At 43.2% G+C, this 14,871-nt stretch carries 13 protein-coding genes and 1 pseudogene; 8 read left to right on the top strand and 6 right to left on the bottom strand.

What is annotated here, in order from left to right; all coding sequences use genetic code 11:
* Positions 1-46: 46 nt before the first annotated feature.
* The 7 genes from CO230_RS11710 to CO230_RS11740 all read left to right on the top strand — a co-directional run bounded on the left by CO230_RS11710 (position 47) and on the right by CO230_RS11740 (position 6,367).
* Positions 47-241 carry a hypothetical protein gene (locus tag CO230_RS11710; protein WP_122028766.1) on the top strand — a complete coding sequence of 65 codons (195 nt, stop codon included), beginning with the start codon at positions 47-49 and terminating at the stop codon, positions 239-241.
* 106 nt (positions 242-347) lie between these two features.
* Complete coding sequence (locus CO230_RS11715) at positions 348-1,391, top strand: PA0069 family radical SAM protein (RefSeq protein WP_122028767.1); 1,044 nt, start codon at positions 348-350, stop codon at positions 1,389-1,391.
* Positions 1,392-1,476: 85 nt separating this feature from the next.
* Positions 1,477-2,880, top strand: a complete 1,404-nt coding sequence (locus CO230_RS11720; RefSeq protein WP_122028768.1) for a nucleoside recognition domain-containing protein — start codon at positions 1,477-1,479, stop codon at positions 2,878-2,880.
* 15 nt (positions 2,881-2,895) lie between these two features.
* Positions 2,896-3,285: a hypothetical protein gene (locus CO230_RS11725; RefSeq protein WP_122028769.1), complete on the top strand. Its 390-nt coding sequence runs from the start codon at positions 2,896-2,898 to the stop codon at positions 3,283-3,285.
* A gap of 40 nt (positions 3,286-3,325) precedes the next feature.
* Positions 3,326-4,675 carry a TolC family protein gene (locus CO230_RS11730; RefSeq protein WP_122028770.1) on the top strand — a complete coding sequence of 450 codons (1,350 nt, stop codon included), beginning with the start codon at positions 3,326-3,328 and terminating at the stop codon, positions 4,673-4,675.
* Between the two features lie 16 nt (positions 4,676-4,691).
* Positions 4,692-5,282: a SprT-like domain-containing protein gene (locus CO230_RS11735; RefSeq protein WP_122028771.1), complete on the top strand. Its 591-nt coding sequence runs from the start codon at positions 4,692-4,694 to the stop codon at positions 5,280-5,282.
* Between the two features lie 32 nt (positions 5,283-5,314).
* The gene (locus CO230_RS11740) at positions 5,315-6,367 is read left to right on the top strand and encodes a mannose-1-phosphate guanylyltransferase (RefSeq protein WP_122028975.1); all 1,053 of its coding nucleotides are present in this window, start codon (positions 5,315-5,317) and stop codon (positions 6,365-6,367) included.
* Between the two features lie 11 nt (positions 6,368-6,378).
* Here CO230_RS11740 and CO230_RS11745 read toward each other — a convergent pair whose 3' ends face one another.
* From CO230_RS11745 to CO230_RS11760, 4 genes and pseudogenes are all read right to left on the bottom strand, one after another.
* A complete protein-coding gene (locus tag CO230_RS11745) occupies positions 6,379-7,350 on the bottom strand; it encodes a glycosyltransferase family 9 protein (RefSeq protein ID WP_122028772.1) in 972 nt (323 codons plus the stop codon).
* Positions 7,351-7,769, bottom strand: a pseudogene (locus tag CO230_RS11750) (SufE family protein).
* 39 nt (positions 7,770-7,808) lie between these two features.
* The gene (locus tag CO230_RS11755; RefSeq protein ID WP_122028773.1) at positions 7,809-8,906 is read right to left on the bottom strand and encodes a glycosyltransferase; all 1,098 of its coding nucleotides are present in this window, start codon (positions 8,904-8,906) and stop codon (positions 7,809-7,811) included.
* 4 nt (positions 8,907-8,910) lie between these two features.
* Positions 8,911-9,129: a uroporphyrinogen decarboxylase gene (locus CO230_RS11760; protein ID WP_122028774.1), complete on the bottom strand. Its 219-nt coding sequence runs from the start codon at positions 9,127-9,129 to the stop codon at positions 8,911-8,913.
* A 157-nt stretch (positions 9,130-9,286) separates the two neighbouring features.
* Here CO230_RS11760 and CO230_RS11765 point away from each other — a divergent pair, with 157 nt between their 5' ends.
* Positions 9,287-11,806 carry an ATP-dependent Clp protease ATP-binding subunit gene (locus CO230_RS11765; RefSeq protein ID WP_122028775.1) on the top strand — a complete coding sequence of 840 codons (2,520 nt, stop codon included), beginning with the start codon at positions 9,287-9,289 and terminating at the stop codon, positions 11,804-11,806.
* A 103-nt stretch (positions 11,807-11,909) separates the two neighbouring features.
* Here the strand turns inward: CO230_RS11765 and CO230_RS11770 are convergent, their stop codons facing one another.
* Both CO230_RS11770 and glmM read right to left on the bottom strand, forming a co-directional pair.
* Positions 11,910-13,280: a tetratricopeptide repeat protein gene (locus CO230_RS11770; protein WP_122028976.1), complete on the bottom strand. Its 1,371-nt coding sequence runs from the start codon at positions 13,278-13,280 to the stop codon at positions 11,910-11,912.
* Positions 13,281-13,360: 80 nt separating this feature from the next.
* Positions 13,361-14,743: a phosphoglucosamine mutase gene (gene glmM, locus CO230_RS11775; protein ID WP_122028776.1), complete on the bottom strand. Its 1,383-nt coding sequence runs from the start codon at positions 14,741-14,743 to the stop codon at positions 13,361-13,363.
* Positions 14,744-14,871 lie beyond the last annotated feature (128 nt).

Below are 14,871 nucleotides of genomic sequence, written 5' to 3' on the forward strand. Positions count from 1 at the left end.
AAAAGGTATGTAATTTGCTTAAATTGTATCACGAAATAAAATATATATGAAAAGAGAAACCGGAATTTTACTTGCAGGCAGCCTGGGAGTGATCGTAGGATTAGGAATTTTTGGCTTTAAGAGGTTTTTGACTATCAAGCACCGCGAATATGCTGATTATTATGAAGATTTCCACCGTCATTTTGACAGCAGATATAAGGAAGAGCCACATCATGGCGTAGAATTTCTGGCCATGCAATAAATAATATTAAATGATATGCAACCCTGTTTTCAGCATTGAAGACAGGTTTTTTTGTGGATAAATCTTGCTTTTTCCTAAGCCTAAAAGCCATAATTTTGCATTTGCAATGATAGAACGTCACTTCATAAAAGGCCAGGGAGCACAACAAAACGAAACCAACCGTTTCGACCGCTATACCTTTGAGCCTGAAGAAGAAACGTTTGAAACCACCAAGACCACATTCACCGAAGTTTTCCCCAAAACCATTGTAAACCCAGTAAAAAGTCCGGATCTGAGGATGGAGTATTCGCTGAATCCCTATCAAGGCTGCGAACATGGCTGTTCCTACTGCTTTGCGCGGCCTACCCATGAATATTGGGGCTTTTCCGCAGGATTGGATTTTGAGCGTAAAATAATGGTAAAGAAAAACGCACCGGAACTACTCGAAAAATTCTTTCAGAAGAAAAACTATGTCCCCCAACCCATTATGCTTTCTGGTAATACCGACTGTTACCAACCCGCGGAACGGCATTTTGAAATCACCCGAAAGCTGTTACAGGTTTGTCTGGATTATCGGCATCCCGTATCCATCCTTACCAAAAACACGCTCGTATTGCGCGACCTTGATCTTTTGACCGCGCTTGCAGCACAGCATTTGGTCTCCGTGTCCTTCAGTATTCCCACGATGGATGAAAACATCCGTCGGAAGATGGAACCCCGCACCTCCTCTGCCAGCAATAAAATCAAAGCTATTGAGGTCCTTACCCAAAACCAGATCCCGGTCGGCGTGATGGTAGCCCCCGTAATCCCCGGCCTTACCAGCGATGAGAGCCTGAACATCCTGAAAACAGTTTCGGAAGCCGGTGCTAGAAGTTTCGGGTATGTATTGGTAAGGCTCAATGATATGGTAGCGCCTGTTTTCGTTAAATGGATTGAGGCACACTTCCCCGACCGCGCGCAGAAAGTCCTCAACCTCATCCGTTCGATGCGTGGCGGGAATCTCGGTGAGAAAAGATATTATGAACGTTATAAAGGAGAAGGAAATATCGCCGAACTTATTCATAACACCTTCGCTTTGGGTAAACGGAAATACTTCTCGGACCGCGAGATGCCAGTTCTTTCTACTGAAAATTTCACTGGCTCACGTACACAGCAGCTTCGTTTATTTTAAAACTACACTGGGTTGCACCTCTAAATTTGACGGTTTACCGGCGGATAAATAAACTTTTTATTTACTTTTATCAAAATTTTCATCAATGGTTTTAAGCAGAATCTGGAGTGCGTTCATCATTATAGCCATACTTGTAGCCAGCATAAAATATATGTTTTCAGATGGTTATAAGGCGATTTATAATGATATGGTGGTAGGGAAAAGTGGTGATACTGTACAGATTGCCTCAAAAAAAGCTGACAATCTAGCCCCCGAAATCCAATCCGCGCTGCTAACCCATCCTGAATTTACACAGGATCGCATACATTATAAAACAGATTCAGCTACATCAAATGTTAATATTTATCGGGTACAGGAAGCCGATGGCGTAATCGGGACCTCTGAGACTGCGGTGAAGATTTGCCTAGGCCTTATCGGGATTATGACGCTGTTCATGGGTTTTATGAGTATCGCTGAAAAAGCGGGCGGCATCAATTTACTTTCTCGGTTAATACAACCATTTTTTTCAAGGCTTTTCCCTGAAATCCCTAAAAACCATCCTTCGTTTGGCCATATGTTGCTTAATTTTTCCGCCAATTTATTAGGCTTGGATAATGCGGCAACACCTTTCGGGCTGAAAGCGATGGAAAGCCTTCAAACCTTAAATCCTGATAAAGAACGGGCCAGTAACTCGCAAATTATGTTTCTGTGCTTACATGCCGGCGGTCTTACGTTAATCCCCGTTTCCATTATTGCCATCCGTGCTTCCATGGGTTCTGCTACGCCGACTGATATTTTCATCCCATGCATGATCGCTACTTTTGCGGCTACCATGGCAGCGATGATTATTGTCTCCGTATATCAAAAGATTAATCTGCTGCAACCTGTGGTAATCGCCTATGTAGGCGGCATATCGGCACTCGTGGGGCTTTTGGTCGTGTATCTGGTAAATCTTACTAAAGAAGGCCTTGATGAGTTCAGTATGCTGCTGAGCAATGGGATCATCTTGCTGATTTTCTTTGCTATCGTACTGGGTGGGATTTATAAGAAAATAAATGTATTTGATGCATTTATTGATGGGGCCAAAGAAGGCTTCTGGACTTGCGTGAAGATTATTCCTTATTTGGTGGGGATGCTGATTGCCATATCCATGCTGCGCACCTCCGGGGTATTTGATGTGTTGATTGACGGCATGAAATGGGTAGCTGCCGTTGCCGGTTTCGATACCCGTTTTGTAGATGGGCTTCCTACAGCACTTATCAAGCCCCTGTCTGGTTCCGGCGCGCGCGGCATGATGGTGGATACCATGCAGACTTTCGGTGCAGATAGTTTCCAGGGGAGGCTGGCGGCGGTTTTACAAGGCAGTTCTGATACCACGTTTTATGTAATCGCTGTATATTTCGGTGCAGTAGGCGTCAGAAACACGCGCTACACGGTTACTGCGATGCTGCTTGCTGATCTTGTGGGCATCATCACCTCTGTGGTCCTGGCCTATTTATTTTTCGCATAAGCATATTCAATTACCATGATTCACGATAAAGATTACCTCATCCGTATTGTAAAACAATTTTCAGAATTTCTGGCGAAACTGCTGCTGGAAAAAAATGAAGGCATACTGCCAGACCATCAAAGACTCTTTGAGACTTACATGAACGATACCTTTAAAATGACTTTCGAGGAACTCGCCGCTAAAACGACCGAAGAAATCACCCTGTTGATTGAAGCTAAAGACGAAAGCCACCAAATCCCCTATTACGAACTTTTGGGACATCTTTTTTATTTCAAATTCAAGGAACTGGCTATACAGGAGTTTGCACGGAAATCTAAATCGTTTTATGAATATTATCTTCAGAAAAGCGGCATCTTTTCAATGCCTATTGTGTCTCGCATTGGCGAGTTACAACCTCATCTGTAACAATTTGTGACAATCATCGTCTTATCTGCTAAAATCAATCATGAAGAAATCTGCTGTAATATTGTTGGCTTTTCTTTCCGTCTCTGCTTTCTCACAGAAAAAATGGACGCTTCAGGAATGTGTGAACTACGCCCTTGAAAATAATCTTACGGTCATTCAGAATGATTTAAACACCCAAAACCAAAATTTCGCCCTCGAAATCGCCAAACGAGAGTACCTGCCTTCCGTAGGCGCAACCATTAGCAATAACGCCTCTTTCGGGCAGGGCAGAGACGTTTTCGGTACGACCAACCGCAATGATAATTTCATTAACAATGCCAATGTAGGGGCCGACATCCTGTTATTCAACAACGGTAGGCTAGAGAAAAATATCCGCCGTACCGAATATGAAGTGGCCGCAGGAAGATTTGATCTGGAGCGTGTTAAAAACGACATCTCACTACAAATCGCCCAGCAGTACCTTTCGGTATTATTAAACCGCGAAATAACAAAGATCTCCCAAAGCGCCCTGGAAAACGCCGAACGTCTTTACCAACGCGCAAAAATTACTACAGAAGTCGGTACCACCGCACAAACGGTGCTCGCTGAGGCCGAAGCTGCCTTCGCCCGCGAAAAACAGAATGTAAAAACCGCTGAAATTAATACCAACAGAAGCCTGTTCAGCCTTGCGATGCTGCTCCAACTTCAGGATTATAAGAATTTCGATGTGCAAGACGTACCTTTGGGTGACCAGCTGGATGCACCTTTGTTTACCGCAGAAGATGTTATCGCCAAGGCCTATGAAAACCAACCGCAAATTCGGGCCGCGGAAAACAGGGTAAAATCGGCGGAAGCCCAGACAGAAATTACAAAAACCGCCTTCTGCCCTACCATATCTGCCAGTGCAGGCATCGGCTCTTCTTATTTTAACTCTTTGGTAACCAACACAGCGGGGATTGATATTAACGGGAACCCCATACGCGAAAGCAATTTTTTCAAACAATATAAGGATAATTTTGGCCAACAATTAGGCCTTTCTGCCAACATCCCCATTTTTAATAAAGGAATTACCAAACTGCAGGTAGAACAGTCTAAAATAAATGAAGAAGTGGCCCGAGTAGCGCTGCTGCAACAAAGACAAGAGGTTTTACAGAATGTACAGCAGGCACAGTTTGACGCGGAAAGCAATTATGCAGCTTATCAGGCAGCTACCGAAGCTGAACGCAGCACAAGGCTCGCCCTGGATTTCGCGGAAAAAAGTTTCGAGGCTGGGCGATCCACCATCTATGACCTTAACGTGGCCCGAAATAATTTTGCCAACGCCCAAGGATCTGTAGCACAAGCCAAATACAACTACCTTTTCAGCATGAAACTCCTTAATTTCTATGCCGGAATACCTTTGACGCTGTAAAAGTGCCGGATAAGATATGCCGATACAAAATCTAGAAAAATTTTTACCCGAAAACACACTTCCTTACCTTAAAAGATGGTTTGGCGAACACACCATTCATATTAAAATTACCAAAGGCCGGAATACAAAGTTGGGGGATTACCGCAAAATGCCGGATGGCTCGCACAAGATTACAATTAATCATAATCTAGCGCCCCCGCTCTTCTTTTTCGTGCTTACCCATGAACTGGCGCATCTGCTGGCCTTCGTAAGTTTCGGACATCGCATTGCACCGCACGGCACAGAATGGAAAAATACGTTCCGAGATATGCTTCTAGAAAGTATAAAGGTATATCCTGATGATTTACAGGCAATTGTCAAAGATTTCTTGAGATCGCCAAAAGCCAACTTTATGTCGAGTCCGGAGTTGGTGAGATATTTCCGTATCGAAGATTTTCAGGATGAACTGTCCTACATCGAAGACTTAGTCCCCGGTGACCGTTTTATTTACCGCAACGAGGTGTATCGGCTTGAGGAGAAGATGAAAAAAAACTATCTTTGCACGCATACCGGGAATGCAAAAAAATACGCTTTCAGACCACTGGCCCGAATAGAAAAAATACACTAAACATGTCAAACTCAAATAATTACTGCGTGATAATGGCAGGAGGAATCGGCAGCAGATTCTGGCCTATGAGTACACAAAAATATCCCAAACAGTTTCAGGACATTCTGGGTACTGGCCGTACCATGATTCAGCAGACTTATGACCGCATCAGCCAAATTGTGCCTTCAGAGAATATTTATGTAATTACCAATCAAGAGTATGTAGCGCTTACCGAACAGCAGTTACCGGATTTGTTGACACAAAATATCGTGGGCGAACCGATGATGAAGAATACCGCGGCCTGCAACATCTATATGGCTAAAAAAATCGCGGCTAAGAACCCTAATGCCAACATGATTGTGCTGCCCGCCGACCATTTGATCCTGAAAGAAAGAACTTTTCTTGAGAAAGTAGATTTGGCTTTCAGGCTGGCCGCTGAAAATGATTATTTGATTACGCTTGGCATTACGCCTACCCGACCAGATACTGGGTTCGGTTACATACAGTTTCTGGAAACCGCTGGTTCCGAATACTTTAAAGTAAAAACCTTCACCGAAAAACCTAGCCTTGAAATTGCGCAGAACTTCCTTGAAAGTGGTGATTTTTTATGGAACGCGGGTATATTCATCTGGAACACAAAATCCATTCTTTCAGCGTTTGACACCCATCTTGAAGAGATGGCGCAACAGTTCGTAAGCTGCGAATACAATACGGATGGTGAGGCGACTTGTATTGAAACCATTTATCCGAAAGTAGCTAAAATTTCTATCGACAACGGCATCCTCGAAAAAGCCGCAAACGTGTATGTGATCCCTGCTGACTTGGGTTGGAATGACCTTGGTACCTGGACCTCTGTCTATGAAAACTCTGCAAAAGATGAGGAAAAAAACGCCATCCAATCCAAACATATCTTAACCTATAACGCTACCGGGAACATCATTCATTTCAAAAATAAAAACAAGGCGGCCATTATTGATGGGTTGAAAGATTACATCATTGTAGATTCCGAGAAAGCACTGCTTATTTGCCCACGCGAGAATGATCAGCTGATCAAGGATTATATCAATGATCTGAAAACCCTTAAAAAAGGCGATAAATTCTTATAAATAGAACTTATTTAAATCTGATTTATTTTAGCGACAACCTGCTGAACATCAAGCTCATGCAAGCACGCCCAGTCGCCACGGTAACACTCTTTATCCCCAAAAACCGAGCAAGGCCGACAGGTAAGGTCTTTCACATGTACAACATCTTCTAAAGACTGTCCGTACCCAAGGAAACCCGCATACGGATGGGTTTGTCCCCAAACCGAGATACAGCGTGTACCTACAAGGCTCGCAAGATGCATGTTGGCAGAATCCATCGAAATCATTGCCTTCAAAGTTGCTATCTTTGCAAGTTCCTGCGGTAAAGTAAGCGTGCCTGCAAGGTTTTGAGAATTCGAGATTTTTTCTTCCCAGGATTTCAGGATTTCAACCTCTGCTTTTCCTCCGCCAAAAAAGTAAACTTTGTGACTTCGTGCGAGGACCCTGGCCAGTTCAAAAGACTTTTCAACAGGCATCATTTTACCTTTATGCTGTGCAAATGGTGCAAATCCTACGCCTTCTTTAACCTCAGAAACCGTTCGGTAGCGGTGCGAAAGTGTCGCTTGCAAACCCAGCGCCCTAAACACGTCTGCATAGCGTTCCGTGGTATGTTTTAGGGGCTTTTTATCAATATTCCAGATATCGGTAAGATGTTCTTTCTCTCTTTTTCCTTTATCAATGATCTGTACACGGAAATTCTTCTGTTTAAAGATTCTTGACAGAATTTTGGTACGGATGACATCATGTAAATCAGCCACACAATCTGGCGCAAATTCTTCATCCAGTTCTTGCTGTAAACGTCTCATGCCGAAGAAACCTTTGTACTCGTCGATGTTTACGCCTTTAAAAGTCAGATTGGGGATGTCCGCAAAAAGCGCCCTGAAGTTTTCACGCGAAAGGAAAATGATTTTAAGACCGGGATTTTGTTCCAGGATTTCGGTGATTACGGGGACCGTCATGGCTACATCGCCAAACGCTGAGAAACGGTAAGCTAAAACAGTCATTTATTTTTTTAACTGAAATGCAACTGCATAGAATTTTATTTGCTTCGTCATGGCCATCAGCCCATTGGCACGCGATGGTGACAGAAACTCTTGCAGACCGATTTCGGAGATAAAATCAAAGTCAGAATCAAGAATTTCTTGTGTGGTATGGCCACTGTAAATGGATACCAGTAGGGAAACAATGCCTTTAGGAAGAATACCGTCGGAATCTGCATCGAAATACAGTTTGCCGTCGCGGAAATCTGCATCGATCCACACCTGTGACTGGCAGCCTTTTATCAGATTTTCGGGTGATTTCCGGTCGTTGGGTAATCCTTTCAGTTCTTTGCCAGATCGATGATGTATTCGTACTTTTGCTCCCAATCCTCCAGGAAGGCAAATTCTTCGATGATCTGCTGCTGTTTTTCTTTAATCGTCATGCGTGGGATTTCTGTTAGGCAAAGATACGCATTTCGGCATTAGAAATTTTCTGCCACAACCTGCTGAAACAGTCTTAGGATTTTATCCTCTTCTTTTTCCCAGCAAAGTTCGGCCGCGGCTTTTTCCAGCTCTGCTTGATAATAGGACCGGCCGTTTCTCAGCACTTTTATAATTTTATCAGCAATGTTTTGCGGCTCATGATTTTCTATGATCTCACCAACTTTAAACTGCTTATAAACGCGCAGCATCTCGGGGAAATTGATCATCACCAGCGGAACGCGCGCCTGAATGCAGTCTGCCACTTTGTTTGGTAAAGAATACAGGTAACTTACACCACCGTTTTCTTCTAAGCTAAGGGCGACATCAGCGGTTTTTGTAAGTTTTCGTAGATCATCGGGCAGTAATTTGCCGAGAAACTGTACCTTATCTTGCAGTTTTTTATCTTTAACCAACTGTTGATATTCCTTAAGTTTTGGCCCGTCACCGGCAATTTTAAAGATCACATTTTCTAGATATTGGGTAGCTAAGATGGCTTGTGTAATACCTCGCGACTGATTGATGGCACCTTGATACAGAATGATCTTTGGGTTATTATCAGGAATGGTTACCATATCCTTGATCTGCTTAGGGATATTTCTTACGACGACAGGTTTTACACCATATTTTTGGCTAAACCACTCCGCGTAGCTTTCGCTTTCGGTCATCATATATTGCAGGTTGGGAAGAAGTTTGCGTTCGAGGAAACGCCAGATTTTCTGTGTGAAACGTCCTTGTATGGCGGGCATTTCTGTAAAAATTTCATGGCTGTCAAACACCAGGGGAATACCTATCTGTTTAGCAATCAGCACATTAGGTAATAGCGCATCAAGATCATTTGCGAGTAAAATGGTTTGTTTATCCGCATATTTTTTTAGCTCAAAATATAGTTTCCAGTTAAACTCAGGGTAAGCGGTTTTTAGCGAAGTGCTTTTTTGCCTGATGATTTTTACCGGGTAGGGACGCTGCATGTCAACCGAGCCGCCATAATCGTTCCCGATCAGGGTAACCGCATATCCGTTTCGCGACAAAGTATCGCAAACTTTTTCAATACGCTGGTCCGTATACAGATTGCTGAATGCCGACACCACAATTTTCATGCGGCTACGACTTCTTCACTAAATGATAAGCCTGAATAAAACAGAGAATAGCATTCGGAATGATGATTGGCCAAAGATAATCACTGAAAACACCGTAAATCACAAACAGAATACAGCCCAATAAGTTAACAATCCTGATCTTCTTGATATCTTTCAGTACAAAACTCAGTACCACAAAAAACGAAGCGCCATAACCGATAAAGTTGGTGATCTCAGGATTCATATTAGAAATTTAGGGACACAAACCTAATCAATTTCAACGAGATGTAAAAACTTTTACTGCCATAAAGTCATTATTTGTTTTTGGTAAAGTATTTGTAACTTTAATTCGCACCGGGAAACATACGCTTTCCCGGAATGATTAAAACAGAACAAACAATATGGATCATAAATTTTCAAACGGTTTAGATCAAGTATTCCAGCAGAGCAAAAATGAAGCAAGGCGTTTGCAGAGCGAGTTTCTGAACACCGAACATTTTCTGCTGGGGATGATTAAAACCGAAAATTCTGCAAAAGACATCTTGCAGAACCTGGGCGCAGACCTAACGCAGATACGCAGAAAGATAGAAACAATGTCAGCTGCGGGGATTAACCCTTTTTCACCCGAGAGCAGCAATATTTCCTTTACCAAAATGGCCGATCAGGCAGTGAAACGTTCCGAACTCGAATGTCGGCAATACCAAAGTGCGGAAATCAATACCGTACACTTACTTTTAGGTATGCTTTATAAAGCGGATGACCCTACAACAAGCATCTTAAGTTCGTATGACATTGATTATGAAAGAGTGACCAAAGAATACCGCACCATGCTGAAAAACTCCGGGCAAAGCCCGAAAATGAGTGCTTACGACGACGATGACGAACGCGAGGAACTCGGGCAGATGCGAAAACCCACCGGAAACATCGGTACCGGAAAAAGCAAAACACCTACGCTTGATAATTTCGGCCGCGATCTTACCGCACTCGCAAAAGACGGCAAATTAGATCCGGTAATCGGCCGTGAGAAAGAGATTGAGCGTGTTTCGCAGATTCTTTCGAGACGTAAGAAGAATAATCCGTTACTCATTGGTGAGCCTGGCGTCGGCAAATCCGCTATCGCAGAAGGACTTGCGTTAAGGATTCAGCAGAAAAAAGTTTCGCGGGTACTGTATGGTAAAAGAGTCATCACGTTGGATTTGGCCAGCTTGGTGGCCGGGACAAAGTACCGCGGCCAGTTCGAAGAACGTATGAAAGCCATCATGACAGAACTTGAGAAAAACCGAGATGTCATCCTTTTCATCGACGAGCTTCACACCATTGTCGGCGCAGGCAGTTCTACAGGCAGTCTGGATGCATCAAATATGTTTAAACCCGCATTGGCAAGAGGCGAAATACAATGCATTGGGGCGACAACATTAGATGAATACCGACAGTATATCGAGAAAGATGGCGCGCTTGAAAGACGTTTCCAGAAAGTGATGGTAGAGCCTACTTCTGTGGAAGAAACGGTGCAGATCCTTAATCAGATTAAAGATAAATACGAGGATCACCATAATGTAACTTATACCGATGAGGCTATCGCTGCCTGTGTGAATCTTACCTCACGCTATATCACCGACCGCTTCTTACCAGACAAGGCGATTGATGCGATGGACGAGGCTGGCTCTCGCGTGTACATCAAAAACATGAAGGTGCCTACCGAAATCATTGAGTATGAAAAACAAATCGAAGAGATTAAAGATCAAAAGCAACAAGCCGTAAAACGCCAGGACTATCTGGAAGCCCGTAAATTAAAAGACGAAGAAGAACGCCTGCAGATTGAACTTACCCTTGCACAGGAAACCTGGGATAAAAATGTAAAAGAGAAAAAAGAAACTGTTACCGAAGAAAACGTAGCCGAAGTAGTTTCTATGATGAGTGGCATCCCGGTAACGAAAGTGGGCAAAAACGAGCTCGACAAACTTTCTAACATGGATGAGATGATGAACGGCAAAGTAATTGGGCAGGAAGACGCAGTGAAAAAAGTGGTAAAAGCCATCCAAAGAAACCGTGCAGGCCTGAAAGATCCCAACCGTCCGATTGGTACCTTTATTTTCCTGGGTACTACAGGTGTCGGTAAAACCGAACTTGCAAAAGTGATGGCCCGCGAACTGTTTGATTCTGATGAAGCCCTCATCCGAATAGATATGAGTGAGTACATGGAGAAATTCGCGGTTTCAAGGCTTGTAGGTGCCCCTCCGGGATACGTCGGTTATGAAGAAGGCGGACAACTTACAGAGGCTGTGCGAAGAAAACCTTACGCCGTGGTTCTTCTTGATGAGATTGAAAAAGCCCACCCAGATGTGTTCAACATCCTGCTTCAGATCCTTGATGAAGGTTTTGTAACAGATTCCTTGAGTAGGAAGATTGATTTTAGAAATACCATCATTATCCTTACATCGAATATCGGTACGCGTGACCTTAAAGATTTCGGTGACGGTGTCGGATTTGGTACCTCAGCTAAAAAATCGACCTCAGATGCACGTGCGAGAAGCACGATTGAAAATGCATTGAAGAAAGCTTTTGCACCAGAATTCCTTAACAGAATTGATGACATCGTCATTTTCAACAGTTTAGAAAAAGACCATATTGCAAGGATCATCGATCTTGAACTTCAGAAACTGTACAATCGTCTTGAGAAACTTAACTATAAAGTTGAGCTTACACCAGACGCAAAAGATTTTATCGCTGAAAAAGGTTGGGATAAAGACTTCGGTGCAAGACCGCTGAAACGTGCCATCCAGAAGTATATTGAAGATTTGCTGGCTGAAATGTTGGTAAACAAGCAACTTACTGAAGGTGGTACCGTAGTCCTTGATGTGAATGAAGCGAAAGACGCTTTAATTGGCGAACCTTCTAAAAAGAAGCAAAGCGTAAAGTAATTAATCATAAAAACCTGCTTGCAGGCAGATTTTTAAAGCATAAAGCGGAGTTTGACTCCGCTTTTTTTATGAAAAAAATTTAATTGAATTACAAAGAAAACCTTTAGTTTCGCTTGGTTTTTACGCAATCGACCTCGGCCTGAATAAAAGGATATTTCTGTTTCATATCGTCAAGAAGTTGCGGATCGCGTTTTAAAGCTTCAGAAAGGGCGTTTCTCCCCTGCTTTTGGTTATTTATATGGAAATAACAGTTGCTTAACTGATAATAGATTTCTGCGCGGTTATGGAGCTTGGTAGCTTTATTGAGAATCGTTATGGCTTCCTCGAACTCACCGATCAGCATCATCACTTCAGCATAGGCGTACCAGTTGTAAAAACGTGCCGGTTCGTAATCCACCAGCTTTTTCAAACAACCGAGACTTTCCTCAAAACGCCCCGAATCTATGTACAGATAGGCCAGTCTTTTCTGATAATCCAGGTTGTTATCATTCATAAAAACAGCTTCTTTGGCAAAATGTAGCGCTTCTTTCATTGCACCCATTTCTTCATAGATATAAGACTGCTCCATCATCGAAAGATAGAACTGTGGGTCATCGCGCAAGGACTTCTGGAAGGCATTCAGCGCCAACACGGGCTGTTTGCTCTCTTTATAGCACAAACCAATCTTATAATAGGTAAAAGATTTGGTGTACTCCAGCTCCAGCATTTCACTGTACACATCAATCGCTTTCTGCCATTGTCCCATCGCCTCATAACATGCCGCCTTATTGGCATAAACACCTACGGATTGTGGGTTTATAGCCAAAAGATAATCGAAGCCACGGATGGCCTCTTCATAATTCTTGCGGTTGAAGTAAAACTGCCCGTATTCGTACCAAGCCGTTTCCGAAAAAGCAAACTGATCCAGATAATTATTAAGGAACGCAATCGCCTCATCGCTGCGGTTGAGCTGGTTATAGCACATCATTACATTCTCAAGCGAATATTCGTCCTGCTGATCGAAAGTAAGCGCCTGTTTGTAATGCTTGAGCGCGTTGAACGGATCTTCAAGGTTTACATATTCATCTGCGATGAAATTGTGCAGAAAGTTTTCTTCCTCTTCAAGTTCCAGGGCTTTCTCACAATATTCGATAGAACGGCGCGGATTACCCAGATTCGAGTAATATTTAGCGCAGCATACCAAGAAGTCTGTACTTTCCATGGAGGCTTCCATGAGTTCCTGCATCAGTTCCTTGGCTTTTGCGTAGTCTTCAAGCTCCAGATAGACCTCAAATTTCTTAATTTTAAGTTCCAGAGACTGCGGGTGGAGTTTCAGGGCATAATTGGTTGCCATTTCTGCGTAAGAAATGTCACCCATCTCCAGATAATGTATAATAATGTCTTCGTATTCTTCGGTTTCGAAGTAAAGTTCATCATTATTCTCTATCATGTCTTCGAACTTTTTTACAAGTTCGTTTTCAAAAAAGTCTTCCAATATATTGTCTCGCGTTGTTTCCGGAAGCTGAAGTTGCATTGCAACCTCCGAAAAAACATTTAATTACTGTTTGGATCTGTTCAGATCATTTGTTTGATTTTATCAATCATGCTGTCGGCCAACTCATCAGCTTCATGCTGTGAGAACGCTTCCGTATAGATGCGGATAATAGGCTCAGTATTGGATTTCCGAAGGTGAACCCAGTTTTCTGGAAAATCTATCTTTACGCCATCTACCGTAGAAACTTCCTCTGTTTGATGCGCAATCTCTATTTTGGTTAAAAGCGCGTCCACATCAATTTCGGGGGTAAGTTCCATTTTCTTTTTCCCCATAAAGTAGCTCGGGTATGTTGCCCGCAGCGCGGACACGGTTTTGTTTTCTTTAGCCAGATGAGTAAGGAATAAGGCAATCCCTACAAGCGAATCGCGGCCGTAATGTAGCTCCGGATAAATGATTCCGCCATTGCCTTCTCCCCCGATTACCGCCTCTTTTTCCTTCATTAAAGTGACTACATTCACCTCGCCTACCGCGCTGGCAAAGTAGTGTGATTGATGTCGGTGGGCCACATCGCGCAAAGCACGGCTCGACGAAAGATTGGAGATAGCAACGCCTTTTTTGTGTTTCAAAAGATAATCAGCTACCGCCACGAGCGTGTATTCTTCGCCGAATAGTTCGCCTTTTTCATCTACGAGCGCTAATCTGTCCACATCGGGGTCCACTACGATTCCAAGGTCGGCTTTTTCAGCTTTTACAAGTGCACAGATGTCGCCAAGATGTTCTTTCAAGGGCTCTGGGTTGTGCGGAAACTGTCCGTTTGGTTCGCAATAAAGTTTTACTACCTCGCAACCGAATTTTTCCAAAAGCATCGGAACGGCAATTCCGCCTGTAGAATTCACCGCATCAACTACGATTTTAAATTTTTTCTGCCTGATGGCTTCTGCATCGACCATCGGTAAATCCAGTATTTTTTGGATATGGATGTCGAAGGCATCCGTACGTGTTTGGTAACTACCGAGAAAATCAACCTCAGCATAGTTGAAATCTTCGTTTTCTGCTAATGCCAATACTTCAGCGCCATCTTTACCATTGATGAACTCGCCTTTTTCATTTAAAAGTTTCAGGGCGTTCCACTGTTTTGGGTTATGGGAAGCAGTAAGGATGATGCCGCCATCTGCCTGAAGTTCCGGCACCATCACTTCTACAGTGGGCGTAGTTGACAGACCTAAATCTATCACATCAATCCCAAGTCCCTGAAGCGTGGCTGTCACCAATGAATTCAGCATCGCTCCCGAAATACGGGCATCGCGGCCAATGACTAAAGTGAGGTTCTGTTTATTTTTATTATTCTGAAGCCAGGACCCGAATGCGGAGGTAAATTTTACCACATCAAGCGGTGTAAGGTTCTCGTCAACTTTACCACCGATGGTTCCGCGGATTCCAGAAATGCTTTTAATTAGCGCCATTTGCCTTTAAATGTTATATTTTTTGCAAATTTACGTAAAATGTACGGATGCGAAGTGTTTATGAGCAACAGTCTCTGTCACACCCAGGTTTTGTGTTACGGAATTTCTGGCCCGAAAAATTCCTACGG

The organism is Chryseobacterium sp. 6424, assembly GCF_003692615.1.
Classification (GTDB): domain Bacteria; phylum Bacteroidota; class Bacteroidia; order Flavobacteriales; family Weeksellaceae; genus Kaistella.

Coding starts and splice junctions, on each gene's coding strand:
- CO230_RS11720 (WP_122028768.1), top strand. CDS start 1,477: ATGGTTTTAAGCAGAATCTGGAGTGCGTTCATCATTATAGCCATACTT.
- CO230_RS11765 (WP_122028775.1), top strand. CDS start 9,287: ATGGATCATAAATTTTCAAACGGTTTAGATCAAGTATTCCAGCAGAGC.
- CO230_RS11755 (WP_122028773.1), bottom strand. CDS start 8,906: ATGAAAATTGTGGTGTCGGCATTCAGCAATCTGTATACGGACCAGCGT.
- glmM (WP_122028776.1), bottom strand. CDS start 14,743: ATGGCGCTAATTAAAAGCATTTCTGGAATCCGCGGAACCATCGGTGGT.
- CO230_RS11760 (WP_122028774.1), bottom strand. CDS start 9,129: ATGAATCCTGAGATCACCAACTTTATCGGTTATGGCGCTTCGTTTTTT.
- CO230_RS11715 (WP_122028767.1), top strand. CDS start 348: ATGATAGAACGTCACTTCATAAAAGGCCAGGGAGCACAACAAAACGAA.
- CO230_RS11740 (WP_122028975.1), top strand. CDS start 5,315: ATGGCAGGAGGAATCGGCAGCAGATTCTGGCCTATGAGTACACAAAAA.
- CO230_RS11710 (WP_122028766.1), top strand. CDS start 47: ATGAAAAGAGAAACCGGAATTTTACTTGCAGGCAGCCTGGGAGTGATC.
- CO230_RS11745 (WP_122028772.1), bottom strand. CDS start 7,350: ATGACTGTTTTAGCTTACCGTTTCTCAGCGTTTGGCGATGTAGCCATG.
- CO230_RS11725 (WP_122028769.1), top strand. CDS start 2,896: ATGATTCACGATAAAGATTACCTCATCCGTATTGTAAAACAATTTTCA.
- CO230_RS11730 (WP_122028770.1), top strand. CDS start 3,326: ATGAAGAAATCTGCTGTAATATTGTTGGCTTTTCTTTCCGTCTCTGCT.
- CO230_RS11735 (WP_122028771.1), top strand. CDS start 4,692: ATGCCGATACAAAATCTAGAAAAATTTTTACCCGAAAACACACTTCCT.